This window comes from Ensifer aridi (assembly GCF_002078505.1).
Taxonomy (GTDB): Bacteria; Pseudomonadota; Alphaproteobacteria; order Rhizobiales; family Rhizobiaceae; genus Sinorhizobium; species Sinorhizobium aridi.
Window position 1 is genome coordinate 158,539 of sequence record NZ_LUAV01000035.1, and the last position, 24,948, is coordinate 183,486.

Consider the following 24,948-nt stretch of genomic DNA (forward strand, 5'->3'; position numbering starts at 1 on the left):
ACCGGAGACATGGCGATTCCTGAGGGAATCCCGCCGGAATGCACTGGAAAATTTGAAAGTCTTTCGCATTCGCCGTCGAAATCAGCGGCTAGCGATCCTGCGCACGAGGCCGCACAATCGGTGTACTTGTGATGGCTTCCATCCGGCGAGGCCGCACGGCCTGGATCACCGCCTGTAGAAAGCTGGGTGCGGGCGATCGAAATGCAACGGCCGGAAGTTGGAGGAGCAGCTATCCGGTCTCTGTCGTTCGGCTGCGTCGCGATGACGCCGCCAGAGCGGGATGCGGAAAAATGTGAGCGGTTTTCCGGCTGCATCCCGCTCCAACTTAAAGAGAGGCGATCACGTCATGATCTCGGGTTGATCCAAGATCATGGTGGTCTCAGGGAGGAAATATGTTTGAACGACTCTTCAAGCTGAAAGAACATGACACGACCGTCCGCACGGAAGTGATTGCCGGTGTCACGACGTTCCTGACGATGTCCTACATCATCTTCGTCAACCCGGATATCCTGTCGACGACGGGCATGGATCGCGACGCCGTCTTCGTCGCGACCTGTCTCGCCGCCGCCCTCGGCTCGGCCGTCATGGCGCTCGTCGCCAATTGGCCGATCGGTATGGCTCCGGGCATGGGGCTCAACGCCTTCTTCGCCTTCACCGTGGTCGCCGCGCTCGGCTTCACATGGCAGCAGGCGCTCGGCGCCGTATTCATTTCGGGTCTCATCTTTCTGCTCTTGACGGTTACCGGTGTGCGGAGCTGGCTCATTGCCGGGATACCGCATTCGCTGCGCAGCGCCATTGCGGCCGGTATCGGCCTTTTCCTCGGCATTATCGCGCTCAAGAACGCCGGCATCGTCGTCGACAATCCGGCGACGCTGGTCGGCCTCGGCGATCTCAAACAGACGGGGCCGCTGCTCGCTATCCTCGGCTTCTTCGTGATCGCCGTTCTCGACTCGCTCAAAGTGCGCGGATCGATCCTCATCGGCATACTCGTCGTCACCGTCCTATCGATGCTTCTCGGTGTCTCCGAGTTCAAGGGCGTCGTCTCGGCGCCGCCGAGCATCGCCCCGACCTTCCTGCAGCTCGATATCATGGGCGCCCTGCATGGCGGCCTCGTCCATGTCATCCTAGTCTTCGTGCTCGTCGAAGTCTTCGATGCGACCGGCACGCTGATCGGTGTCGCCAAACGCGCGAAACTGGTGGAGGAGGGCAAGCCCAGTCGCCTTGGACGCGCACTGCTTGCCGACAGTTCGGCCATCATCGCCGGTTCGCTGATCGGCACCAGCAGCACCACAGCCTATGTCGAAAGCGCTTCCGGCGTGCAAGCCGGCGGCCGCACCGGTCTCACCGCGCTCACGATCTCGGTGTTGTTCCTCGCCGCACTCTTCGTCTCGCCGCTTGCCGCCGCCGTCCCGTCCTATGCGACCGCGCCGGCGCTGCTTTACGTCGCGGGCCTGATGATGCGTGAGCTCACGGAAATCGAGTGGGACGATCTGACGGAAGCAGCACCTGCGGCGCTGACGGCGATCGCCATGCCATTCACCTACTCGATCGCCAACGGCCTCGCCTTCGGCTTCGTCAGCTACGTCGTCCTGAAAATCTGCACCGGCAAGTGGAATGTTATCCATCCGGCGACCCAGCTCGTCGCGGCGCTCTTCGTCGTCCGCTTCGCCTTCTTCGGCGGGTGAGGTCGCAGCTTCCTTCCAAAACTCTCCATAGATGAGGGGACATACAAAACGGCCGGCCCGAAACTCGGGCCGGCCGATCTTCGTTTAGAGAATGCCGCCTTTTTCCTCAGTCCGGCAGCATGTCGCGGAGTCGCAGGAGTGCGATCCGCTCCACCTGGTGGCAGGCAGTGTGGAATTCGGTCTCACGGTCATTGTCGATCCGATTTTCGAAGGCCGCGAGGATTTCGTCCTTGCTGCGGCCCTTGACGGCCATGATGAAGGGAAAGCCGAATTTTTCGACATAGGCGCTGTTAAGCGCCCTGAAGCGCTCCCGCTCGCGGTCCGTCAGGGCGTCGAGGCCAGCCGAAGCCTGCTCTTCAGTGGAGCTTTCGGTCAGGCGTTTCGCTTCGGCGAGCTTGCCGGCAAGATCCGGGTGCGCGTTCATGACAGCAAGCCGTTCCTCTTCGCTCGCTTCGCGAAACACCGCGGTCAACGCCGCGTGCAGGCCGGTTGCCGTATCGTTGGCGGGGGCAAGCTCGCCGGCGAAGGCGCGCTTCGCGATCCAGCTCGAATGCTCGAAGACGCCGCCGAAGCGGTCGGCGAAGGTCTCTTCGGAAAGCCGCGAGGGACGGTTCTCGTTCGGTTGGAACGGATAGGCTTCTGTCCAGTAACGAGCGATATCGATGCGGCGGGCGAGCCAGACCTTCTCATGACTCTTCACATAATCGAGAAAGCGCGCCAGCGCGGCCGCCCGGCCCGGACGGCCCACGAGCCGGCAGTGCAGGCCGATGCTCATCATCTTCGGCGAGCCGGCGGCACCTTCGGCATAGAGGACGTCGAAACTGTCCTTCAGGTAACTGAAGAACTGATCGCCGCTGTTGAAGCCTTGCGCCGTCGCGAAGCGCATGTCGTTGGCGTCGAGCGTATAGGGGATGACGAGCTGATGCCGGCCGGCATGTTCGTGCCAATAGGGCAGGTCGTCGGCATAGGAATCGGAGACGTAATCGAAGCCGCCAGTCTCGGTGACGAGGTCGAGCGTGTTTGCGGAGCAGCGGCCGGTGTACCAGCCGCGCGGCCGCTCGCCGGTAACGATCGTGTGCAGGCGGATCGCTTCGGCGATCTCGGCGCGCTCGCGCTCGATGTCGAAGTCCTTATACTCGATCCATTTCAAACCGTGTGAAGCGATTTCCCAGCCGGCATTCTGCATGGCGGCGACCTGGGTCGGCGAACGCTTGAGGGCCGTGGCGACGCCATAGACGGTGACCGGCACTTGCCTCTCGATGAAGAGCCGGTGCAGCCGCCAGAAGCCGGCGCGCGCGCCATATTCGTAGATAGACTCCATGTTCCAGTGCCGCTGTCCCGGCCATGCTTGCGCGCCGACGATTTCCGACAGAAACGCCTCCGACGCCGCGTCGCCATGAACGACGCAGTTCTCTCCGCCCTCTTCGTAATTGACCACGAATTGCACGGCGATCCGCGCTTCGCCGGGCCAGGCAACACGCGGGTTCGGACCATGACCCAGAAGATCGCGTGGGTATCTCATAGCAACAGCTCCTCCGGTGATTGTATCGTGACGACGATTGGTAGCGAGAAAATCACCGGCCTATTCCCCTCGAAAAATTTGAAAGTCTCGAAGGTTGAGCTTGCTACCCAAAGGCGCCCGCGCTTTGGATACTCGTCCTCGATGCTGACTTCGGAGGAGCGATAAAGCATGCAATCTCAAGGCGGAACGGCCGGGCGCCTGACAACACATGTGCTCGACACGGCGAACGGCAAACCGGCAAACAATCTTCGCATCGATCTCTACCGCATCGAGAGTGATCGGATGGAGCATCTCTCCACAACCCGGACCAACGACGACGGGCGCTGCGATGAGCCGCTCCTCAAGGGGGCCGCGATGGAGACGGGCACCTACGAGCTGCACTTTCACGCCGGCGAATATCTCGGCGCCGCGGGCGATCGCGGCGCGCACCCGTTTCTCGATCTGATCCCGATCCGCTTCGGGATCGCCGACCGTGCCACGCATTATCACGTGCCGCTCCTGCTTTCGCCCTACGGCTATTCCACCTATCGCGGGAGCTGACGGTCATGACCGAGATCCGCAACACGATCCGTTTCCTCCTGAACGACCGCCTCATCGAGCTCGCCGACGTCTCGCCCGTCCAGATGCTGCTCGACTTCCTGCGAATTGAACGCAACCTTCGCGGCACCAAGGAAGGCTGCGCGGAAGGCGACTGCGGCGCCTGCACCGTCCTCGTCGGCCGGCCCCTCGACGGGAAGCTGACATACGAGTCCGTCAACGCCTGCATCCGTTTCGTCGCTTCCCTCGACGGCTGCCATGTCGTGACGGTCGAGGCGCTCGCGCAGCCGAATGGTCCGCTCCATCCGGTCCAACGGGCAATGGTCGACACGCACGCATCGCAATGCGGCTTTTGCACACCGGGCTTTGTTATGTCCCTTTATGGTCTGTGGATGGCGAATCCGAAGCCGAGCATCGAGGAAATCGAGAAAGCGCTGCAGGGCAATCTCTGTCGCTGCACCGGCTACGCGGCGATCATCCGCGCGGCGCAGGCGATTTCATCGATCGGCGAGGTCGGCAAAGACCCGCTGGTCGCGGAACGTGAGAAGATCACGCAACAACTGGCCGCCCTTAGGGACGGCCGCCGGGTCGAAATCGGCGGCGAAGACGAACGCGTCGTGCTTCCGGCTTCGCTCGACGATTTCGCCGCGGTTCTCGAGGCCAATCCGAAGGCGACGATCGTCGCCGGCTCGACGGACGTCGGCCTGTGGGTGACGAAGTTCATGCGCGACATCGCGCCGGTCGTCCATCTCTCGCATCTCGACGAACTGCGGCGGATTTCCGTCGACGCCGAAGGGGTCACGCTTGCCGCCGGCGTCAGCTACACGGAGGCCTTCCCGGTGGTCGTCCGGCACTTCCCGCAATTGCGCGAACTCTGGGAGCGGATCGGAGGCGAGCAGGTGCGTAACATGGGCACGGTCGGCGGCAACATCGCAAACGGCTCGCCGATCGGCGATACCCCGCCGGCGCTGATCGCTCTTGGCGCAACGATAACCCTGCGCAAGGGGACGAGGCGCCGGACGCTGCCGCTCGAGGCCTTCTTTATCGAATACGGCAAGCAGGATCGTGAGCCCGGCGAGTTTGTCGAGAGTATCCGGATTCCGTTTCTCGCCGATGGCGACAGCTTCGCCGTCTACAAGGTCTCGAAGCGGTTCGACGAGGATATTTCCGCAGTGTGCGGTGCCTTCCGGCTGAAGCTCGATGGCACCGGCCGGGTTGCCGATGCGGTGATTGCCTTCGGCGGTATGGCAGGCACGCCGAAGCGCGCGTCGAACGTGGAGGCCGCTCTCAAGGGCGTGCCGTGGAACGATTCCAGCATCGACGTTGCTGTCGCTGCCTTCGAGCAGGATTTCACGCCGCTCACCGATTGGCGCGCCTCGGCCGGCTACCGCATGCTGGTTGCCAAAAACCTGCTGCGGCGCTTCTATCTGGAAACGCAGGACACGAACAACGTTCGTATCGCTCGCGCCGCCGCAGTCGCTGTCTAGAGGAGGTGAACCCATGAATGTGATGCAGCCCATAGACCGCATCCGCGGCGGCGTCCACGAAAAGGAACGCCACGAGTCCGGCCACAAGCATGTGTCGGGCATGGCCGAATATATCGACGATATTCCGGAGCCGGCCGGCACGCTGCACGGCTATCTTGGACTCTCTGAGCGCGCGCACGCCGAAATCCTGTCGATCGACTTCGAGGCGGTAAAGAACAGCCCCGGCGTCGTCGGGATCATGGCGGCGGACGACATTCCGGGCGAGAACGACATCAGCCCAGCCCACAAGCACGACGATCCTGTGTTCGCCACCGGCAAGGTCGAATTCCACGGCCAGCCGATCTTCGCCGTGATCGCGACTTCGCGCGATGCCGCCCGGCGCGCGGCGGCGAAGGTGAAGATCGAATATCGCGATCTGCCGCATGTGACCGACGTCGTCGAAGCCGCGGCCGCCAACTATCCGCTGGTGATCGATCCCCTGAAGCTCGAACGCGGCGACATCGACGCCGGCTTTGCCAGGGCGAGGCATGTCGTCGAGGGCGAAATGCGGATCGGCGGCCAGGACCATTTCTATCTCGAGGGCCACATCTCCTTTGCCATTCCCGGCGAGGACGACGAGGTGACAGTCTTTGCTTCGACGCAGCATCCGAGCGAGACGCAGCACATGGTCGCCAAGGTGCTAGGCGTGCCGTCGAATGCCGTGACGGTGAATGTTCGCCGCATGGGCGGCGGCTTCGGCGGCAAGGAAACGCAAGCAAACCTCTTTGCCGCGGTGGCGGCGCTTGCGGCGAGGAAATACCGCCGCGCCGTCAAGGTGCGCCCGGATCGCGACGACGACATGACGGCGACCGGCAAGCGGCACGACTTCCACGTCGACTACAAGATCGGCTTTGACGACGACGGCCGGATCGAGGCGGTGGACGCAGTCTTCGCCGCCCGCTGCGGCTTCTCGGCGGACCTTTCCGGGCCGGTGACCGACCGCGCGCTCTTTCACGCCGACAACTGCTATTTCTATCCGAACGTCCGGCTGCGCTCACGCCCGCTCAAGACCAACACGGTCTCGAATACCGCCTTCCGTGGTTTCGGCGGGCCGCAGGGCATGGTCGGCGGCGAACGGATGATCGAGGACATCGCGTACACGCTCGGCAAGGATCCGCTCGAAATCCGCAAGCTCAATTTCTACGGCGGCGAGGGGCGCAACCTGACACCGTACCACCAGACAGTCGAGGACAACATCATCGGCCGGATCATCGAGGAGCTCGAGACTTCGTCGGACTATGCCGCCCGGCGCCAAGCCATCCTTGCCTTCAACCGTCGGAACCACGTCATCAAGCGCGGCATCGCGTTGACACCGGTGAAATTCGGCATCTCTTTCACCAAGACCGAATACAACCAGGCTGGCGCGTTGATCCATGTCTATACGGACGGCTCGATCCAACTGAACCACGGCGGCACCGAGATGGGGCAGGGGCTTTACACCAAGGTGGCGCAAGTGGTCGCGGACGAGTTCCAGGTCGATCTCGACCGTATCAAAGTGACGGCAACCTCGACCGGCAAGGTGCCGAACACCTCGGCGACGGCAGCATCTTCCGGCTCCGACCTGAACGGCATGGCGGCCGCAAATGCGGCGCAGCAGATCAAGGCGCGGCTCGTGCGCTTCGCGGCGGAGCGTTACGGTGTTGACGAAGCCGACGTCGCGTTCGAACCGAATATGGTGAGGATCGGCGCAGAACGCATCGCCTTCGCCGACCTCATAAAATCCGCCTATGCCGCGCGGGTGCAGCTCTCGGCCGCCGGGTTCTACAAGACGCCGAAAATCCATTGGGACCGCGCCGAGGGCAGGGGAAGGCCGTTCTATTACTATGCCTATGGTGCTTCCTGCTCGGAGGTCAGCGTCGATACGCTTACCGGCGAATACCAGGTCGAGCGTACGGACATCATCCACGATGTCGGCAAGTCGCTCAATCCGGCGCTCGATCTCGGTCAGGTCGAGGGGGCCTTCGTGCAGGGCATGGGCTGGCTGACGACGGAAGAACTCTGGTGGGATGCGAAGGGGCGCCTGCGCACCCATGCGCCCTCCACCTACAAGATTCCGCTTGCCTCCGATCGCCCGCGCGTCTTCAACGTGCGGCTGGCGGAATGGTCGGTCAACCGGGAAGAGACGATCCGCCGATCGAAGGCGGTGGGGGAACCGCCCTTCATGCTGGGCATTTCCGTCCTTGAAGCTATATCCATGGCAGCGGCGAGCGTTGCGGCGTATCGTCTCCCGCCGCGCATCGATACGCCGGCGACGCCGGAACGGGTGCTGATGGCGATCGAGCGTCTGCGCGGGGCGGCGCGCGATGCAGCGAATGGCTGACGGAGATGGCAAACAAAGAGGATATCCGGGATTTCCTGGCTCGAGAGGGGGCGTGCATCCTCGTCGAGGTGACGGACGCGGCCGGTTCGACGCCGCGCGACACGGATGCCTGGATGCTCGTCTCGACGGATCGCACCTTCGCCACGATCGGCGGCGGGCAGTTGGAATATATGGCGATCGATCATGCTCGGAAGCTCATTCACGGAGCCGTTGCGGACGAGCGGCTGACAATTCCTCTGGGGCCGGAGATCGGACAATGCTGCGGCGGCCGCGTGGCGCTTTCCTTCAAGACCGTCGACAAGGAGGCGCGCACGGCCCTCGTCGCACGCAGCGATGCTGAGATCGCGCGCCGGCCGCACGTCTATATTTTCGGCGCGGGTCATGTCGGCAACGCGCTGGCGATGGCGCTGTCGTTGCTCCCCGTCCGGACTGTGCTCGTCGACACCCGCGAGCACGAGCTCTCGGCGATCGACGTGCTAGGAATCGAGACCTGCCTGACGGCAATGCCCGAGGAGCTTGTGCGTGATGCGCCTTCAGGCAGCGCCTTCGTCATCCTTACGCATGACCACGCGCTCGACTTCCTGATCGCAGCGGAGGCGCTCGGCCGAAAGGATGCCTCCTATGTCGGCATGATCGGCTCGAAGACGAAGCGCGCCACCTTCAAAACATGGCTTGCCCGTGAAATCGAACGCCCCGAACTCTTCGACCGGCTCGTCTGCCCGATCGGCGGCACGGCGGTGAAGGACAAGCGGCCGGCTGTGATTGCAGCGTTGGCCGCGGCGGAGGTTCTCACCGCGGTACTCACTCATGACCGGCCGAAGAGTGCTGCGCGAAACAAGGAAAAGCCGGTAAAGGCAGAGGCCAGTTCCTCGTCCTTTTAGTGGTGAAAGTCTGACGCTCTGGCGCTTAATCGAATGCTGGCTTCGATCCATTCCGGCGCAAGTGCATGCGTCCTTAAATCCTAGCGATTTAGGGACAAAGACATGCAGCAATTCAAAATGCTACAGCGTCCCTTGTGCGTCTGAAAAGACGCACGGCGCTGTAGACGATCAAATTCGTGCTGCGCGGGTATCACCGCGAACGGATTCACCGGCCGGCATGAACGAGTTTGGGGGTTGTATCGATCCCGTTCATGAGGAGCCTGCCGCCGGCACGCGAGATTTCGAGAGCCTTGCTGGGCTCGCCCAAACCGCCAGGAACCGAAATGGCAAGGCTTTGGCCCTCCTCGAGCGTTGCCTCGAAGCGAACGGGCGAGCCCTCCGCCCCATCGGCGATCGTGGTGACCACTCGAAAACCGCCATCGGCCTCCGTGTAATAAATGACGCCATGGTAAGCGCCGAGATCGATGCTCCCGCCTTGCAGGGCCTTAAGTTCATCTGCGAAGGCGTTGCCCGCCGTCAAGCAAAGCGCGGCAAGGATTGTGTATCTGTACATGGAAGTTCTCCTCTTCAACCGAAGGGCCCGAACAAGACCGGTGCCCGAAGGATATGAGGCGTGGCTAGGCTCCGTCTGTGAGAATTCGCACAGGCACGGCAACGCAATTCAATAAACGATCGGTGTGCCCACGCGTCCGGAGGGGCGGCCGGATTTTCTTTTACCGCCAGGGCCGAAGGAAGTAGATTCGGCCGAACGGAAATGAGGGCCATGACGCGTTCGCCAACTTTTCTTTCGAGGCTGGGTGATACAGCCGTCGCTGCCTTGTCCAAACATTGGACCGTTCGCACTTATGCCCCCGACGAGTTGATCATCGCGCATCGCGAAAGCGGACGCGACGTCTTCTTCATACTCGAGGGGCACGCCCGCATTACGCTTTTTTCCGAAAACGGCCGCGAGATCTTCTACGGCGATCGCGGCCCTGGCGACATCGTCGGCGAAGTGGCTGCGATTGACGGCAAGGCGCGGTCGGCCAGTGTCGTGGCTCTTGAGGCAACCCGTGCGGCAAGATTGCCGGCGCCGGCGTTCCGCAGGCTGATTGCCGACCATCCTGAGTTTTCGTGGGCCCTCCTCGAGCACCTCGCGGCGGGCATAAGGCATATGACCGAGCGGGTCTATGAGTTCAGCACCTTCGTCGTGCGAAGGCGCCTCATCCTCGAATTGCTGCGCCGTGCGGAGAAGCCGCATGAAGCCGCCAGCCCGGTCGTCATAGACCCGGCGCCCACCCATTTCGAACTGGCGGCCTCAATCAGCACGCACAGGGAGGCGGTCTCTCGCGAGATGAGCGCTCTAGCCAAGAAGGGGCTCATCGAGAGACGCGGACGCCGGCTCCTGCTCTGCGACGTTGCGGCTCTCGAAATGCTCGCAGGAAAAGAGGAGTAACACCTGAGACTCTTCGCCTAGGGTTAGCGCCGCTCAGTCGGAGCGGGTGACGAAGCTCGGCTTCCGAAAAAGTGGCCGGCATGGAATTACCTCGATAGTCGACACCGGGTCTAAGGCCCCATTCTTTTCGGTCGTCCGCGGCCGAGAGCGCCGTCGGCGCGGGCCTGCAGATAGGCGTAGATGTCGTCGATGTAGGGAGCGAAATTGGGATCGTTGGCAAACCCCTTCATAACCGAGCTCCCGCTACTGCTCTGGCCATCGCGAACGATGCGCCTGAACGTCTCTATGTCGATTGGCCGATCGACAAGAGAGGAGGCGAAGGTCGAGCCGACTCCGTCCGGGCCGTGGCAATGGCTGCAGCCCCCATGATAACGCCGGTATCCGTTGTAGGTCCGGGCATCGGCCTTGCCGTCGATCACCCGGTAGAATTTGTCGGCGGCAGCGGTTTCTTGCGAGGATCTCCCGGAAACGACTACGAGGCCGCAGGCAACAACCGTGAACAGAACCAGTTGCAGTGGCTGAAATGGACGCATTCTTCCGTTGCCTCGAATGGCGTCTGCTGCATGTTTCCTTGAATCGTAACCGATTTAAGGAAACATGCAGCAATTCTAAGTGCTATAGCGACCTTTGCGCGTCTGATCACAGTACACGACAGCCGCTCGGCTCCTTTTCAGGGTCAGGCCATCAGTTCGGTGTGGCGCGGCTTCGCGAAGACGTCGATCGCCTGGCCCGTTTCGAGGAACGATTTGAGACTGGACAGCACGATCGGCCACCCTTTGCTGATCCCCGCTGCCATTCCGCTGCCGGCTTCCAGCTCGTCATGGCTGACGGTCAGTTGCACCATGCCGTCAAACGGAACGAGGCTGAAAGTCACCCGGCTGTATTTCGCGGGGTTGTTGGCATCGGATGCATTGGCCCAGGTGATGACGAGACGCCGGGGCGGCGTGTGCTCGACCACTTCGCCGACGAGTTCGACGCTCCGCTCGTCATTGGCGCGGATATGCTCCCATCTTGAACCGAGCTTCCAGTCGGAGACGTTCTCGTGTCCCCAGTAGCGGCGCGCGATGTCGGGCTGCGTGATCGCCTCGAACACTTTCTCCGGCGTCGCTCGGATGTAGATCATATAAACAAAGCTGATCGTCTCTTTGGTCATCGTCGCTCTCCTTCGAGTCCCTTCTTGCAATTCGCAGGAGTGACTTAGCTCCGGGCGTCGACATGGTGGGAGTTACAAATTTGACGAGCTTCTATGGAGGCGAGCGAAAGCAACACCAGCAAGCCACCTTTGCGAGGGCTTGAGGAACGGGGAGGATCGCCCCTTTTTCGGACATCGGTGAGGGGCGCGACGACTGTCTTGATGGAGCCCAGAGCGGGCGCCGATCGCCGCTTATCAAACGTGCCCGTAGGGACGCTCGACGCCCCTTTCCGCCAAAGTGCCATCGACGTCAGCCGACATCAGAAACTCCAACAGTTGCTTGGCAGCTTCTGTGTCCCTTGAATCGGCGCTGACGGCTATGGCGAAGTCGATGTAACTTTGGAGTTCCGCCGGAAAACGACCGACAAGCATGACATCGGGAGCGGCGGCGAGAATTGAAGTCACGGGAACGACCGCCAACTCGGCTTGGTCACGGGCTACAGCCAGCGCTGTCTGCCCTCCTGGTATGCTCACCAGCTTTGGCTTGACCTCATCCGCTATCCCCAGGCGCTCCAGCAAACCGGAGAAGTAGCCGCCGCTGGTTCCGTCAGCGGCGTAGGCGATTGATCTGGCGCTCTTCAATGCGTGTTCGAAGGCTTCCACGGACCCTATGTCCAGTGGTCGACCGCCTGCCTTGGCTGCCACCCCCATTGCTATTCGGCCAAATGCTACCTGACTCCCAGCCTTGACCTTTCCCAAGGAGGTCAGATCCTGAACCATATGCGGATTGATGATGACGAGGTCAAAAGGCTCCCCGGCCTCAATCCGCTTCTTTACGGTCGGATTGAGCTCGAACTTGGCCGCAACTGGGTATCCTGTCGCCGTCTCGAACTGAGAGACGAGAGCAAGGACGGCCGGTCGAACCGCAACAGCTCCAAAAAGTCGGATTTCCTGATTCATGGCCTAACCTGAAATCGGGCAAACGACTTCGTTACATTGCTGATATAGCCAGGAAGGCCGGGCTCCGCGACTGCAGCCGAATCTAACGCGGAGTCATTGTCGAAGGCGGCGCTCGTGGCGGCGCGAACCGGACCTGAGTCGAGCAGGCCGCCGAACCTCGGCTTGCGACGCCAGAGCCGACATTACGGCAATGCACAGATTTCGTCCCGGGCGGGCGTTATACTGTGGTGCTGTTTTCATCTGATCTTGAAAGGTAGAGGAAATGGCTCGCACGCTCAGCATAATCGGCGCTCCCAGCAGTGCAGGCGCTTATGCCCCAGGACAGGAAAAAGCGCCGTCGACATTTCGTCATCATGGATTGGTCTCGCAGTTGGAGCGGTCAGGCCTTGATGTGGTTGACCGCGGTGATGTGGGCGGCTTTCGCTGGCGGCCCGATCCATCAAACTCGAAGGCGATGAACCTCGAGACGGTGCGCAACGTTGCAAAAGAGTTGGCAGCAGTCGTGACCACCGCGCTTGATGACGAGCACAACGTCCTCGTCGTCGGCGGCGACTGCACGATCGAACTCGGGGTGGTAGCGGGAGCGCTCACGCGCTACGCTTCTCTCGGGCTGATTTATATCGATGTAGATGCCGACCTGAACCCGCCTGTCGCGAGTGACGGCGCACTCGACTGGACCGGTGTCGCCCATCTCCTTGACCTTCCTGGCGCCGCCAACGAATTGGCGGGCCTCGCGCCGAGGCGACCTATGCTGAGTGCCGCTGACATCCTCTTCTTCGCTGTCGCTAATGTGACGGACGGCGAGGCAGAAACCATTCGAGTTCGCAACCTGTCCATGATCGGCCTCCAGGAGGTGAAGTCAAATCCCATTGAAGCTGCGCGCCGAGCCACACAATGGGCACGCTCATTCGACACTATCCTGGTCCATCTGGACATCGACGTGCTGGACTTCGCCGACTTTCCTCTTGCGGAGAACACGCGTCGCGGATTGGGCCTCACTCTTGAGGAACTCAGCGCCGCGCTTTTTGAACTGCGTGCATTGCCGAACCGCCGGGTGTTAACTGTGACAGAAGTGAACCCAGACCACGCGCCGGACGAGGCGGAAAGCTTCAGACGGCTGATCGGCTTACTTTCCGAGGCCTTGGCGGAGTGATCCGGCATTGTCGCGGCAATTGTCGTTGCCAAGGCGAAGTGCCGCTTTCCACCTCGACGCAGGCACGTGGCATGCTGTTAAAACCAAAGATCGCGCACACAGCGCCCTTTGGAAGGAAGGTCTTCAAAAGTGTCCAGGCCGTCGAAATGATCAATGGGCAGATCCTGAACGAGGTCTGGAGGCGCAAGCCGCAAGTTTACAGCCATGCGCCGGCGGCCATCCTCTTCAAGCCGTAAGCCGCGCCAGCTCAATACACAGGCGCAGGATGGGCAGAACAATATTTCGAGAGACGACTTGTCCCTCCCGGCGCGGGTGTAGGAGGCAGTCTGCCCGGTGACCGTAATACGCTCCCCTTCGTAATCATAGGCCCCAGAGGGCCGTAGCGTCGGCAGAGCGTGCAGTTGCACGCTGTGATCGAGCCCGGGATCACCTTTGAGTGTCCAGCTCGCCTTGCCGCAATGACATGAGCCCGTCAGCATGAGCGTAGGTTCGATCCTGCTACATATTCAAGACCGCATCCTGGCCCAATCACGCGATAGCCGCAATCGGCGCAAGCTAGCCGTCCAGCGCGATGGTGTTAGACTTCCGCTCACCACTTTGCGACTTCCGAGCACCAAAAGATCGGCCCATGCGGCCCAGACACATCACGGCGGATTCCGCCGCCATGGTTCGGACGTCGGCATCGGGCCGCTGTTTTCCCGATGTCTGCCGGCTCCGAAGCTACTCGGTGATCTCGACGACAATCCCCGGCTTGACCATCGCGGCCAGTTCCTCTGCGTCCCAGTTTGCCAGGCGGATGCATCCATGCGACGGGTCCTTGTCGACGCGGGACGGTTCAGGCGTGCCGTGAATCCCGTAGGTCGGCTTCGACAGATCGATCCAGACGGTTCCCACCGGGCCGTTGGGGCCGCTCGGGAGCGTCAGAACCTCGGTGTTGTCGCCCTGCTGGTAGTTGACTTCGGGGTTGTAGGTATAGGTGGGCATTCGAGCGACACCTTTGACTTTGTGCGTGCCCGAAGGCGAAGGCGTCTCTTTGCTGCCGATCGTGGCAGGATATGCCGCAAGCAGCGTGCCGTTATCGGCAAAGGCGAGGACCTGCCCCGCTCCCTTCCGCGCCTCTATCAGTTTGACCGTGCCTTCCTTCGCGACGCCGGGCGCCGCAACGGATATCGTGTCCCCGACGGCGAATGCCGAGCCGGAATTGAGCGCCTTGAGGAGGTCGATGTCCATGTGAAACCGCTCGGACAATTTCTCCGGGACGCTTGTATATCCGAGGTGTTTCATCTTGGCTTGCTCGGCGTAGTCTTCAGGGATGCGATCGACCAGATCTTTGGCGTCGCCTTCAGAGATGACATAAGGCTGGATTGGCGGCCTTTCGTCGGCAAGCCGGCCGATGACCTCAGGGTCCAGCTTTCCATCAGCGGGAAGGCCCTGCATGGCCTCAAACCCGGCAATCGCTTTGGCGACATTCTCGCCGTAGTAGCCGTCGATCACCCCGGGAGATGAACCAGCGCGATCCAGAAGAACTTGGAGATGAACGATGGCGGGGTCCGGCTGAGTGGGGGCATCAGACGGTCGCTCTGACGGGATGGAAGCAATAGAAGCCCTGTTGACGGCGTCTGGCCGAAGCTCCTGAGCGCTGGCGGTACCACAGAGCCCCGATATCAGCGATGTTGCAACAAGCGTCATGTTCTTCATGAACATGAAAATCTACAGCGGCCGAACTTTGTTCCGCCCGCTGGTTCCCGAGGTGTGATACAAACCTTGCTGACGCGGGTTCAAGCGCGTATTCGCCTCAGAACTCTGTTTCGACTTCGTCTAAGTCACGGGCTCCTGCACCCGCGCCGCAGCAGGCTCAGCCAGCACCTTGCCGATCAGCCGCTGACAGCGCTCGGCCATGAAATCGATCATCAGCCGCACCTTCGGATCCTGGAAGCGCTTATGCGGATAGATCGCCGCGAGCTGCGCGCTGAGTGGCGGAGTCTCCTCTAGGATCGGCACCAGTGAGCCCTCCTCGATGTACTGCTTCACCTCGAAGAGCGGCTTGTTGATGATGCCGCGTCCGTCGAGCGCCCATTGGGTCAACACGTCGCCGTCGTCTGAATCATAGGGGCCGGCGACTTCGAATTTGCGCACGCCGTCCGGCGTCTGCAATGTCCAGTAATATTCCTTCGAGCCGGGATAGCGCAGCAACAGACAGTCGTGACGTTCGGTGATCAACTCGTCGGGCGTCGCGGGCACGCCGCGTCTTTCGAAATAGGCCGGTGAGCCGCAGAGCACGCGATCGCAATTCATGATGCCGCGCATGCGAAGGTTCGAATCCTCGAGAATGCCGAGCTTGAACGCGACATCGACGCCTTCGCTCAGGATGTCGACGTTGTGGTCGGAAAGGCGCAGCCGCACCTCGATGTCGGGATAGCGGTCGTGGAATTCGGGGATGCCGGGGGCGATCAGCCGCCGGCCGATGCCGAGCGGCGCGGTGATCTTCAGCGCGCCTTTGGGATTGCGCGAAAGATCGGCGATGGCGCTCTCAGCTTCGTTCACCGCTTCGAGAATCTTGACGGCGCCTTCATAGAAGACGCGGCCGTGCTCGGTCGGCGTCAGCTTGCGCGTGGTGCGGTTGAACAGGCGCACCCCCATATGCCGCTCCAGTTCCTTGATCCTGTTGCTGGCGACGGCCGGCGTCACGCGCTGATCGCGGCCTGCGGCCGATAGCGTTCCAAGTTCCACCACGCGCACGAAAACGCGCACATTATCGAGATAGGACATGCTCCCGCCTCTGCTCCTCGTGGCCAGATTACCGTGCTCTCGGCTCGACCATTTTATAGTTTTTTTTGAAAGAGTTGGTGATCTCGCAGCGTTCTCGCCTCCGCAAGCAATGACACATAATACAGGCCAGAGAAATGGGAGGCCTCAATGTACGAATACGCCATCGCCTGGGACTGGCTGACATTTGCGGTGAGGTGGCTGCATGTCATCACCGGCATCGCCTGGATCGGCTCATCCTTCTATTTCGTCGCGCTTGATCTCGGCCTCAGGCAGCGCCCCGGTCTGCCCGTGGGCGCCTATGGCGAGGAGTGGCAGGTCCATGGCGGCGGCTTCTATCATATCCAGAAATACCTGGTGGCGCCGGAAAACATGCCCGAGCACCTCACCTGGTTCAAATGGGAATCCTACGTCACCTGGCTTTCCGGCTTCGGCATGCTTGCGCTCGTCTATTATGCCGGCGCCGATCTCTACCTGATCGATCCGAACGTTCTCGACGTGTCGAAGCCGATGGCGATCGCCATCTCGCTCGCTTCGCTTGCTTTTGGCTGGCTCACCTATGACACGATCTGTCGCTCCCCACTCGGCAAGGACAACACGCGGCTGATGATACTGCTCTATTTCGTGCTCGTCGCCGTCGCCTGGGGCTACACCCAGCTCTTCACCGGCCGTGCCGCCTATCTGCATCTCGGCGCCTTCACGGCGACCATCATGTCGGCCAACGTCTTCTTCATCATCATTCCGAACCAGAAAAAGGTCGTCGCCGACCTGATCGCCGGCCGCACGCCCGATCCGGCGCTCGGTAAGCAGGCAAAGCAGCGCTCGACACACAACAACTACCTGACGCTGCCGGTCCTGTTCCTGATGCTGTCGAACCACTATCCGCTCGCCTTCGGCACTCAATACAGCTGGATCATCGCCTCGCTGGTCTTCCTGATGGGCGTCACCATCCGCCACTGGTTCAACACGCGGCATGCCCGCGCCGGCAGCCCGACCTGGACGTGGCTCGTCACGGTGCTCCTTTTCATCGTCATCATGTGGCTTTCCACCGCGCCCAAGGTTCTCTCCGAAGGCGGGGAGGCGAGGGCTTCGACGGCCGGTGAGGCCGTCGCCGCGTCGCCGGACTTCTCGAAAGTCCGCGATACGGTGCTTGGCCGCTGTTCCATGTGCCACGCGCGGGAGCCAGGCTGGGAGGGCATCATCGTGCCGCCGAAGGGCGTCGTCCTCGAAACTGATGACGACATCGTCGCGCATGCCCGCGAGATCTACCTCCAAGCGGGGCGCTCGCATGCGATGCCGCCCGCCAATGTCACCGGGGTCACCGAGGAAGAACGGCAATTGCTCGCCGCCTGGTACGAGACCGCCGTGAAGGAAGGAAAAATTCAATGAGCGATTTGCTGATCCGCGGCCGGGTGCTGACCTTCGTCCGGGAGCCCGAGGGCATTGACGACAAAACGTCCTACCGCTTCTTCGAAGATGGCGCCGTGCTTGTCAGCAGCGGCAAAATCGCCGCAGTCGGCCCCTATGGCGACGTGGCGAAACAGGCGGACGGCGGCGTGCAAATCGCCGACCATCGACCGCATCTCGTCCTGCCCGGATTGATCGACACTCACCTGCATTTCCCGCAGACGCAGGCCATCGCCTCCTATGGCGCACAGCTTCTTGAATGGCTGAACACCTATATTTTCGTCGAGGAGCAGAAATTCAGGGCGCCAGAGCACGCGGCCTTTATTGCCGGCCGCTTCACGGACGAGCTTCTTTCGAACGGCACGACGACGGCCGTCGCCTATTGCTCGGTGCATCCGGAAAGCGTCGATGCTTTCTTCACCGCGGCCGAGGAGCGAAACATGTTGATGATCGGCGGCAAGGTGATGATGGACCGCAATGCCCCCGACGCGCTGCGCGACACGCCGGAGAGGGGCTATGACGAAACGAAGCAGCTCATTGCCAGGTGGCACCGACGCGGCCGCGCGCATTACGCGGTCAGCCCGCGTTTCGCCATCACCTCGACGCCCGAACAGATGGAGATGAGCCGGGCGCTCGTCGCGGAACATCCGGATTGCTACGTTCAAACGCATCTCTCCGAAAATAGGGACGAGATCGCCTTCGCCACGTCGCTCTATCCAGAGGCGAAGGACTACACCGACATCTATGGGCGCTACGGGCTGCTTGGCCGCAAGACCTTGCTCGGCCATTGCATTCATCTGAGCGACCGTGAGATATCCGTGCTCGCCGAAACAGGCGCCGTCGGCGTCTTCTGCCCGACCTCCAATCTTTTCCTCGGCAGTGGCCTCTTCGACCGCGACCGCTTCGACAAGCTCGGCGCCCGCCATTCCGTCGCGACCGATGTCGGCGCGGGGACAAGCTTCTCGATGCTGGAGACCATGGGTGAGGCCTACAAGGTGCTGCACCTGCAGGGCCAGCGGCTTTCCCCGCTCAATTCCTTCTACATGATGACGCTCGGCAATGCGCGCGCCCTCGACCTCGAAGACCGGATCGGATCGCTGCATGCCGGAGCAGATGCAGACATCGTCGTCCTCGACAGCCGCGCCAAACCGGCGATGGAACTCAGAATGCAGGTAGCATCGTCTCTGGCAGAAGAACTCTTCGTGCTGCAGACGATGGGAGACGATCGCTCAGTCACGGAGGTCTATGTCGCGGGCAAGCCGATGAAGAGCGGTCGGGTGGGGGTCAGACGGGATGTTCCGCGGGCACTGGAGACAGCATAGCGCATCGTCAGGTGAGGCCGCTGATGGCTCGTCTCATCAAGAAGGTGAAAAGGCGGTCGTAATTCGTTGAATTTACCTACTCACCGGGAGGGTCGACACCCTCGCCTTAATCTTCTCCCCGCGCGCCGCTCGCGGGGAGAAGGGTGGCCGGCAGGCGGTCGACGGGCTTCGCGCCTTCTCTTAGAAGTCCATTCCGCCGCCAGGCGGCATTGCAGGCGGCGCCTCCTTCTTGGGCTTCTCGGCGATCATCGCTTCGGTGGTGACCAGCAAGCCGGCGATGGAGGCCGCATCCTGGAGAGCCGTGCGGACGACCTTCGCCGGGTCGATCACTCCCATCGAGAAGAGATCGCCGAATTCGCCCGTCTGGGCGTTCCAGCCATAGGCGAAGTCCGTTTTTTCGCGCAGTTTGCCGACGATGATCGAGCCTTCGGCGCCAGCATTTTCAGCGATCTGGCGAACGGGGGCCTCGATCGCACGGCGGACGATCTCGACGCCGACCCGCTGGTCGTCGTTCGCCGTCGGCACCTCGTCGAGCGCCTTGACGACGCGGAGCAGCGCGACGCCGCCGCCGGGCAGAATGCCCTCCTCGACGGCAGCGCGCGTTGCATGAAGCGCATCATCGACCCGATCCTTGCGCTCTTTGACCTCGACCTCGGTCGAACCGCCAACGCGGATCACTGCGACACCGCCCGCAAGCTTGGCGAGCCGCTCCTGCAGCTTCTCCCGGTCATAATCCGACGTCGTTTCCTCGATCTGCGCCTTGATCTGGGTGATGCGGCCATCGATATCGGCTTTCGAACCGGCACCATTGATGATGGTCGTGTTCTCCTTCTCGATCGAGACTCTCTTGGCGCGGCCGAGCATGTCGAGAGTGACATTCTCGAGCTTGATGCCGAGGTCCTCGGAAATGACCGAGCCGCCGGTCAGGATGGCGATGTCCTCAAGCATCGCCTTGCGGCGGTCGCCGAAGCCGGGCGCCTTGACGGCAGCCACCTTCAGGCCGCCGCGCAACTTGTTGACGACGAGTGTCGCGAGCGCCTCGCCCTCTACGTCTTCGGCGATGATGAGAAGCGGCTTGCCCGATTGGACGACGGCCTCGAGGACGGGCAGCATCGCCTGCAGGTTCGAGAGCTTCTTCTCGTGGATGAGGATGTAGGGATCTTCGAATTCTGCCCGCATCTTATCCTGATTGGTTATGAAATAGGGAGAGATGTAACCGCGGTCGAACTGCATGCCTTCGACCACTTCCAGTTCGGTCTCGGCCGTTTTTGCCTCTTCGACGGTGATCACGCCCTCGTTGCCGACCTTTTCCATCGCCTCGGCGAGATAGCGGCCGATTTCCGCGTCGCCGTTGGCCGAGATCGTGCCGACCTGGGCGATTTCCTCGTTCTTGGAAACCTGGCGCGCATTGCCCTTCAATTCGCCGACGAGCTTATCGACCGCGAGATCGATGCCGCGTTTGAGGTCCATCGGGTTCATGCCCGAGGCAACCGCCTTGGCGCCCTCCCTGACGATCGCCTGTGCCAGCACGGTTGCGGTCGTCGTGCCGTCGCCAGCAATCTCACTCGTTCTCGATGCCACTTCACGCAGCATCTGCGCGCCCATGTTCTCGAACTTGTCCTCGAGCTCGATCTCCTTGGCGACCGTAACACCGTCCTTGGTGATCCGCGGTGCGCCAAAGGACTTGTCGATGACGACGTTGCGGCCTTTGGGTCCAAGCGTCACCTTGACCGCATTGGCAAGCGTGTCAACGCCTCGCAGCATGCGTTCACGGGCGTCGGTATGGAATTTTACGTCTTTGACAGCCATGGTTCACTCCTTCACTGACTTCGATGGGCCGAGCGGTCTCAGGCGACCTTCTTTTCGCTGCCCAGGTCCTCGATGACGCCAAGCACGTCGGCTTCCTTCAGGATCAGCAAGTCCTCGCCTTCGATCTTGATCTCCGTGCCGGACCATTTGCCGAAGAGCACGCGATCTCCGACCTTCACGTCGAGTTCGACGAGCTGGCCCTGCTCGTTGCGCGCGCCAGGACCCGCGGCGATCACTTCGCCTTCCTGCGGCTTCTCCTTGGCTGTGTCGGGAATGATGATGCCGCCTTTGGTTTTCTCCTCGGATGAGAGACGGCGGACGAGAATGCGGTCATGGAGCGGTTGGAACTTCATGTCTTCCTCCTGGACAAACAAAGCGAAAACCCGCTCCGCCGGACCGTTGACCAGCCCGGACGGGCCTGCCCCCTTGTTCTGGCGACTGGCACTTTTGATCTGGTTTGCCCGGAAGCGAATTCAAGAGGGGCACAGAAAATTTTAGCACTCTCTCGTCGAGAGTGCTAATGCGCTGTGCAGCAAGGGTATTTCCGTCCGGAAGATCGACGAGTGGCGGGTGAACCGGGCCGCCACATCTTTGGCTCACCCACTACGAACTACTGTTGATGGCGATGCGCTTGGTCTTGGCCTGGACCTGTTCGGTCTTGGGCAGCGTGACCGTCAGGAGGCCATTCTTGAATGTAGCGTTCACCTTGCCTTCGTCTATGTCGTATCCGAGCGGGATGCGCCGCTCGAAACGACCGTAGAAGCGCTCAGAGAACTGATGCTCCTGGTCCTCGGTCTCGGCCCGCTTTTCTCCCCGCAGCGTCAGCACGCCATCGGCCATGGAGAGTTCGATGTCCTTCTCCTCGAGCCCCGGCAGTTCGGCTGTTACCTTGATTTCCTTATCCCGATCGGCGACTTCCACACTCGGCCAACCGCCGAAGCCTGAAAGGCCGCCATAAGCCAAGGGCAGGCGTGTGTCGAAGCTGCGGAAAACGTCATCGAACAGCCTGTTCATTTCCCGGTGCAATGCCAGGAAAGGATTGCGATCACTGTCGCGATAGGACGCGGGGACCTGTGCCTGTCCGCGGCCCCACGGAATGAGATCACGTACATTCATCGGTCGGTTCCTTTCTTCTCGCTGGAGCGGGATCGAGAATCCCGCCCTAACCAATTGTCGAGCCGAAGGGCCGGCCGCCGCCGGCTCTTCGGCGGGATCGGGGTTGCGTCGCCCACTGCTCTTATGCAGCGTGCTTTTCGCCCTCGATCTGCTTCTTGCCGTCGCCGGAGGGCAGCTTTTCGGTCTGCTGGATCTCGATGCGACGCGGCTTCATCTGTTCGGGCAGCTCGCGGACGAGATCGATCGTCAGGAGACCGTTGGCGAGGTTCGCGCCGGTTACGGTCACGTAGTCGGCAAGCTGGAAGCGGCGCTCGAAATTGCGAGCAGCGATGCCGCGATAGAGGTATTCGGCGTCGTCTTCTCCAGCTTTCTCACCACTTACGGTCAGTAGTTGCTGTTCATGCGTGATCGTGATTTCATCGGGTGCGAAGCCAGCAACCGACATGGCGATCCGGTACTGGTTCTCTCCGGTGCGCATGATGTCGTAGGGCGGCCAATTGTCGGTCGGCGCCATGCGACTTGCTGAGTCGAGCAGGTCGAAGAGGTGATCGAAGCCTACGCTGGAGCGCGAAAGGGGCGAGAAATCGAAGCTTGTTCTCATAGCCATATCCTCCTTGAGCAACATGGACGATGAGGAACGCCGAAGAGACCGGCGCTCCCCGACTGCGAGCCCCTAAAAAGGCGGCTCGCACCCTCGATTTAGTTACTCGGATCGCGGTTTCAAGGGGTATCCTGTCTGACCTTCGACGGGCCCGAAAAAGACCTGCAAACCCTCTCGGAACCGGTAGTAGAAGCGGCATAAATTGCTGCACAACATAGCTTTCCGGGGTTCTTGAATTTGCCCTGCGAGCGCCAATATCTCTCTGTGTGTCAATCCATTGACGGCATGTGAAAGGAGGAAAAATGCTTCTCAATGAGATTCCCTGGACCATCCCCCTCACGGTGCGCCTTTCGAACGGTCTGACGCGTACCTTCACCTCCGTTTATGAGGCCCTCGACTTCCTTGAGAACGAGTGGCCGCTGCGCAAGGGAGAGCGCTATGAGCGGGCGGTCCGCACCTGCCGGCGTGCGCTTAACCGCATGACGCCGGCCGCAGTGGCGCGGGAAGCGTTCATTGCCGCTTGCCTTGAGGCGGGCATGCCTCTTGTCATGAATGCGCCGGCGCGCGAGCCGCAAGACCCGGCGACGAAGCTTGTCAGCCTGAAACGAGGATAGCTTCATCGGCCGGACACGCTACGCCTTCCGGCCGATGGCGCAAAGCTTGTAAAACCGGGCGTTGGCGCATCACACACTCACTCGACGAATACGCGAACGCTGGCTGCCCGCCCGAGCGCGTCGATGACCGTCAGTGTGGAATAGCCGCCGCCATCGGGGAGCCATTGGCTGACACGGCGCCGCGTGACTTCCGGCAGCGGACGGCCGTTGGCGAGCCATCGGAAGGGCGCGCGGCCGCCTTGCAGCTTCAGCGTCAGCGGCATCATCGCGCTGCCGCTCTTTACCCCAAGCTCGACGCGGGCGCCTTCCGGCGGAAAGACGATCTGTGGCGGGGTTTCGCGGATCGACGCCGACAACAGGCCGCTCGCCGTCATGGAAAAACGCCGCTGGCTGATCGGCAGATCCGCCTGGGAGAGGCGGACAGCGCCGCCGGGCGCGTCGGGTAGGGGCGTGATCGCAATCCCGGCTTTGGTAAAGGCTTCGAAGAGGATCGGCGCCGCCGCGCCGTAACCGGTCAAGCCCGGTACCGCACCATTGTCGGGCCGCCCGACCCAGACGCCGAGTACATGGCGGCCGTCGAACCCGACGGACCAAGCATCGCGGTAGCCATAGCTGGTGCCGGTCTTATAGGCGATGCCGCGCTGGCGGCTGCCGGCCGGCGGCAACACTGCCGAGAGGATATCGGCGACTTGCCACGTGGCAACGGGCGAGAGAAGCGGCTCGCCATCGATTAATCCCGCTTTGCCCTCTATGCCGTCTCCGAGCCGCACCGGCCAGCCGCGATTGGCAAGGCCCGCATAGAGCTGGACGAGCTCGCGCAAGGTGATGCCGACGCCGCCGAGGCCTATGGCTAGTCCAGGCGCCTCGTTGGGAGGAAGCCTCGGCCGAACGTCGGCGCGACGGAAGCGCACCATCAGTCGCGCGGGCCCGACCGCGTCGAGGAGCCGGATCGCTGGCACATTCAGAGATAGTTGCAGCGCCTGGCGCACGCTGACGTCGCCCTGATAGCTCATGTCGAAATTGCGCGGGCGGTAGCCGAAGAAGTCGGCCGGCCTGTCCTCAATGATCGTTTCCTGGGCGACCAGCCCTTCCTCGAACGCAAGCCCATAGATGAACGGCTTCAAAGTCGAGCCTGGCGAGCGGGTGATCCGAGTCATGTCGATCCAGCCGGAGCGGCTGGCGTCGAAGTAGTCGGCTGAGCCGACTCCTCCGACGATCTCGCCGGTTCTGACATCAGCCATGACCATGGCAACGGAGACCCTGGGGCCGAGTCTTGCGGCGCCCTCGCGTGCCGCGGCTTCGAGACCGCGCTGGACGTCGCGGCGGAGCGTCGTTTGATGCCGCACCGCCTTCGGATCCTTGCGCAGCGCCGCTTCGGCGAGATGGGCGGCATGAGCCGGTAGCTGCAGGCGCCGGGTCGGCATGGCGGCGATTGCCGCGCGCTCGGCCTCGCCTTCGCCGATGACCTTGGCCACCGCCGCGCGGGCGAGAACCCGGTCACGGGCGGCTTCGGCGGCGGCGAGGTTGCGATCGGGGCGGCGTTTTTCCGGCAATTGCGGCAGGGCGACGAGAAGTGCGGCTTCGGCGATGGACAGGCGACGCGGCTCCTTGCCGAACCAGGCGAGGCTTGCGGCGCGCACGCCTTCGAGATTGCCGCCATAGGGCGCGTGGGTCAAATAGAGGTCGAGGATTTCGTTTTTGCTGAGGCGCCGTTCGATCTGGATGGCCCGCGCCATCTGCAACAGCTTCGCGGTCCATGTCCGCCGTTCGCGCGGTTCGATCAGCCTTGCCACCTGCATCGAGAGGGTGGAGGCGCCGGAGATGATGCGGCCGTTGGTGACAAACTGCAGCGCGGCACGACCGAGCGCCAAGGGATCGACCCCGCGATGTTCGCCAAAGCGCTGGTCTTCGTAGGCGATCAGCATCTCGATGAAGCGCGGGTCGACATCGTCCACCGTCGTCCTCAGGCGCCAACGACCGTCCTTGGTCGCGAAGGCGCGTAACAGCTGCCCGTCCTTATCGAGAACTTCGGTCGAGAGGGCTTGAGCCTGTTCGAGCGGCGGCGGAAAGGCGCGGTTCGCCCATTCGAGGCCGGCTATTGCTAGCGCGGTCATGACGAGGCCGATTGGCAAGGCGACTAATAGTTTCCGCCGGAAGACCAT

22 protein-coding genes and 1 pseudogene are annotated in these 24,948 nt (G+C 61.9%); 10 read left to right on the plus strand and 13 right to left on the minus strand.

All coding sequences use genetic code 11. The features are described from left to right. Window positions 1-392 precede the first annotated feature (392 nt). Entirely contained in the window at window positions 393-1,685 is a 1,293-nt protein-coding gene (locus AYK65_RS26745; protein WP_026614901.1) for an NCS2 family permease, read from the plus strand. 106 nt (window positions 1,686-1,791) lie between these two features. Here AYK65_RS26745 and puuE read toward each other — a convergent pair whose 3' ends face one another. Further along, window positions 1,792-3,207, minus strand: a complete 1,416-nt coding sequence (puuE, locus tag AYK65_RS26750; protein WP_081162172.1) for an allantoinase PuuE — start codon at window positions 3,205-3,207, stop codon at window positions 1,792-1,794. Window positions 3,208-3,375: 168 nt separating this feature from the next. Here puuE and uraH point away from each other — a divergent pair, with 168 nt between their 5' ends. The 4 genes from uraH to xdhC are packed head-to-tail and all read left to right on the plus strand — an operon-like array spanning window position 3,376 to window position 8,471. Beyond that, window positions 3,376-3,747 (plus strand): hydroxyisourate hydrolase, encoded by a 372-nt coding sequence (gene uraH, locus AYK65_RS26755; RefSeq protein ID WP_081162175.1) that lies wholly within the window; start codon window positions 3,376-3,378, stop codon window positions 3,745-3,747. A gap of 5 nt (window positions 3,748-3,752) precedes the next feature. Continuing rightward, complete coding sequence (xdhA, locus tag AYK65_RS26760) at window positions 3,753-5,231, plus strand: xanthine dehydrogenase small subunit (RefSeq protein WP_081162178.1); 1,479 nt, start codon at window positions 3,753-3,755, stop codon at window positions 5,229-5,231. A 13-nt stretch (window positions 5,232-5,244) separates the two neighbouring features. Beyond that, window positions 5,245-7,590: a xanthine dehydrogenase molybdopterin binding subunit gene (gene xdhB / locus AYK65_RS26765; RefSeq protein WP_081162181.1), complete on the plus strand. Its 2,346-nt coding sequence runs from the start codon at window positions 5,245-5,247 to the stop codon at window positions 7,588-7,590. A 5-nt stretch (window positions 7,591-7,595) separates the two neighbouring features. Continuing rightward, window positions 7,596-8,471 (plus strand): xanthine dehydrogenase accessory protein XdhC, encoded by an 876-nt coding sequence (xdhC, locus tag AYK65_RS26770; RefSeq protein WP_081162183.1) that lies wholly within the window; start codon window positions 7,596-7,598, stop codon window positions 8,469-8,471. 205 nt (window positions 8,472-8,676) lie between these two features. On the opposite strand, the gene AYK65_RS26775 is transcribed toward xdhC, so the two are convergent. After that, the gene (locus tag AYK65_RS26775) at window positions 8,677-9,024 is read right to left on the minus strand and encodes a hypothetical protein (protein WP_046119228.1); all 348 of its coding nucleotides are present in this window, start codon (window positions 9,022-9,024) and stop codon (window positions 8,677-8,679) included. Between the two features lie 210 nt (window positions 9,025-9,234). On the opposite strand from AYK65_RS26775, the gene AYK65_RS26780 reads away from it, so the two are divergent. Beyond that, on the plus strand, window positions 9,235-9,906 hold the full coding sequence (locus AYK65_RS26780) for a Crp/Fnr family transcriptional regulator (RefSeq protein ID WP_081162185.1): 672 nt from the start codon (window positions 9,235-9,237) through the stop codon (window positions 9,904-9,906). 110 nt (window positions 9,907-10,016) lie between these two features. Here AYK65_RS26780 and AYK65_RS26785 read toward each other — a convergent pair whose 3' ends face one another. The 3 genes from AYK65_RS26785 to AYK65_RS26795 all read right to left on the minus strand — a co-directional run bounded on the left by AYK65_RS26785 (window position 10,017) and on the right by AYK65_RS26795 (window position 11,998). Further along, window positions 10,017-10,439: a c-type cytochrome gene (locus AYK65_RS26785; RefSeq protein WP_081162188.1), complete on the minus strand. Its 423-nt coding sequence runs from the start codon at window positions 10,437-10,439 to the stop codon at window positions 10,017-10,019. 143 nt (window positions 10,440-10,582) lie between these two features. Next, complete coding sequence (locus AYK65_RS26790; protein WP_046119231.1) at window positions 10,583-11,059, minus strand: SRPBCC family protein; 477 nt, start codon at window positions 11,057-11,059, stop codon at window positions 10,583-10,585. 234 nt (window positions 11,060-11,293) lie between these two features. Further along, the gene (locus tag AYK65_RS26795) at window positions 11,294-11,998 is read right to left on the minus strand and encodes a molybdate ABC transporter substrate-binding protein (protein ID WP_081162190.1); all 705 of its coding nucleotides are present in this window, start codon (window positions 11,996-11,998) and stop codon (window positions 11,294-11,296) included. Window positions 11,999-12,260: 262 nt separating this feature from the next. Between AYK65_RS26795 and AYK65_RS26800 the strand changes: the two genes are divergently transcribed. Then, the gene (locus AYK65_RS26800) at window positions 12,261-13,151 is read left to right on the plus strand and encodes an arginase family protein (protein WP_081162193.1); all 891 of its coding nucleotides are present in this window, start codon (window positions 12,261-12,263) and stop codon (window positions 13,149-13,151) included. Window positions 13,152-13,228: 77 nt separating this feature from the next. Here AYK65_RS26800 and AYK65_RS26805 read toward each other — a convergent pair. From AYK65_RS26805 to AYK65_RS26815, 3 genes and pseudogenes are all read right to left on the minus strand, one after another. Beyond that, window positions 13,229-13,630, minus strand: a pseudogene (locus tag AYK65_RS26805) (GFA family protein). A gap of 241 nt (window positions 13,631-13,871) precedes the next feature. Then, the gene (locus tag AYK65_RS26810; protein WP_046119234.1) at window positions 13,872-14,855 is read right to left on the minus strand and encodes a L,D-transpeptidase family protein; all 984 of its coding nucleotides are present in this window, start codon (window positions 14,853-14,855) and stop codon (window positions 13,872-13,874) included. 114 nt (window positions 14,856-14,969) lie between these two features. Beyond that, the gene (locus AYK65_RS26815; RefSeq protein ID WP_046119235.1) at window positions 14,970-15,920 is read right to left on the minus strand and encodes a LysR family transcriptional regulator; all 951 of its coding nucleotides are present in this window, start codon (window positions 15,918-15,920) and stop codon (window positions 14,970-14,972) included. A 147-nt stretch (window positions 15,921-16,067) separates the two neighbouring features. On the opposite strand from AYK65_RS26815, the gene AYK65_RS26820 reads away from it, so the two are divergent. Continuing rightward, on the plus strand, window positions 16,068-17,306 hold the full coding sequence (locus tag AYK65_RS26820; protein ID WP_081162196.1) for a urate hydroxylase PuuD: 1,239 nt from the start codon (window positions 16,068-16,070) through the stop codon (window positions 17,304-17,306). Next, entirely contained in the window at window positions 17,303-18,646 is a 1,344-nt protein-coding gene (gene guaD, locus AYK65_RS26825) for a guanine deaminase (RefSeq protein WP_081162199.1), read from the plus strand. Before AYK65_RS26820 ends, guaD begins: the two co-directional genes overlap by 4 nt. A 180-nt stretch (window positions 18,647-18,826) precedes the next feature. Here the strand turns inward: guaD and groL are convergent, their stop codons facing one another. The 4 genes from groL to AYK65_RS26845 all read right to left on the minus strand — a co-directional run bounded on the left by groL (window position 18,827) and on the right by AYK65_RS26845 (window position 22,172). Continuing rightward, a complete protein-coding gene (gene groL / locus AYK65_RS26830) occupies window positions 18,827-20,455 on the minus strand; it encodes a chaperonin GroEL (RefSeq protein WP_046119238.1) in 1,629 nt (542 codons plus the stop codon). A gap of 38 nt (window positions 20,456-20,493) precedes the next feature. Then, window positions 20,494-20,808, minus strand: a complete 315-nt coding sequence (groES, locus tag AYK65_RS26835; protein ID WP_026622712.1) for a co-chaperone GroES — start codon at window positions 20,806-20,808, stop codon at window positions 20,494-20,496. Between the two features lie 250 nt (window positions 20,809-21,058). Continuing rightward, a complete protein-coding gene (locus tag AYK65_RS26840) occupies window positions 21,059-21,571 on the minus strand; it encodes an Hsp20/alpha crystallin family protein (RefSeq protein WP_081162202.1) in 513 nt (170 codons plus the stop codon). 121 nt (window positions 21,572-21,692) lie between these two features. Beyond that, window positions 21,693-22,172, minus strand: a complete 480-nt coding sequence (locus AYK65_RS26845) for an Hsp20 family protein (RefSeq protein ID WP_026614917.1) — start codon at window positions 22,170-22,172, stop codon at window positions 21,693-21,695. Between the two features lie 302 nt (window positions 22,173-22,474). Here AYK65_RS26845 and AYK65_RS26850 point away from each other — a divergent pair, with 302 nt between their 5' ends. Further along, window positions 22,475-22,786, plus strand: a complete 312-nt coding sequence (locus AYK65_RS26850) for a DUF982 domain-containing protein (protein ID WP_081162207.1) — start codon at window positions 22,475-22,477, stop codon at window positions 22,784-22,786. A gap of 77 nt (window positions 22,787-22,863) precedes the next feature. On the opposite strand, the gene pbpC is transcribed toward AYK65_RS26850, so the two are convergent. After that, window positions 22,864-24,948: a penicillin-binding protein 1C gene (pbpC, locus tag AYK65_RS26855; protein WP_081162210.1), complete on the minus strand. Its 2,085-nt coding sequence runs from the start codon at window positions 24,946-24,948 to the stop codon at window positions 22,864-22,866.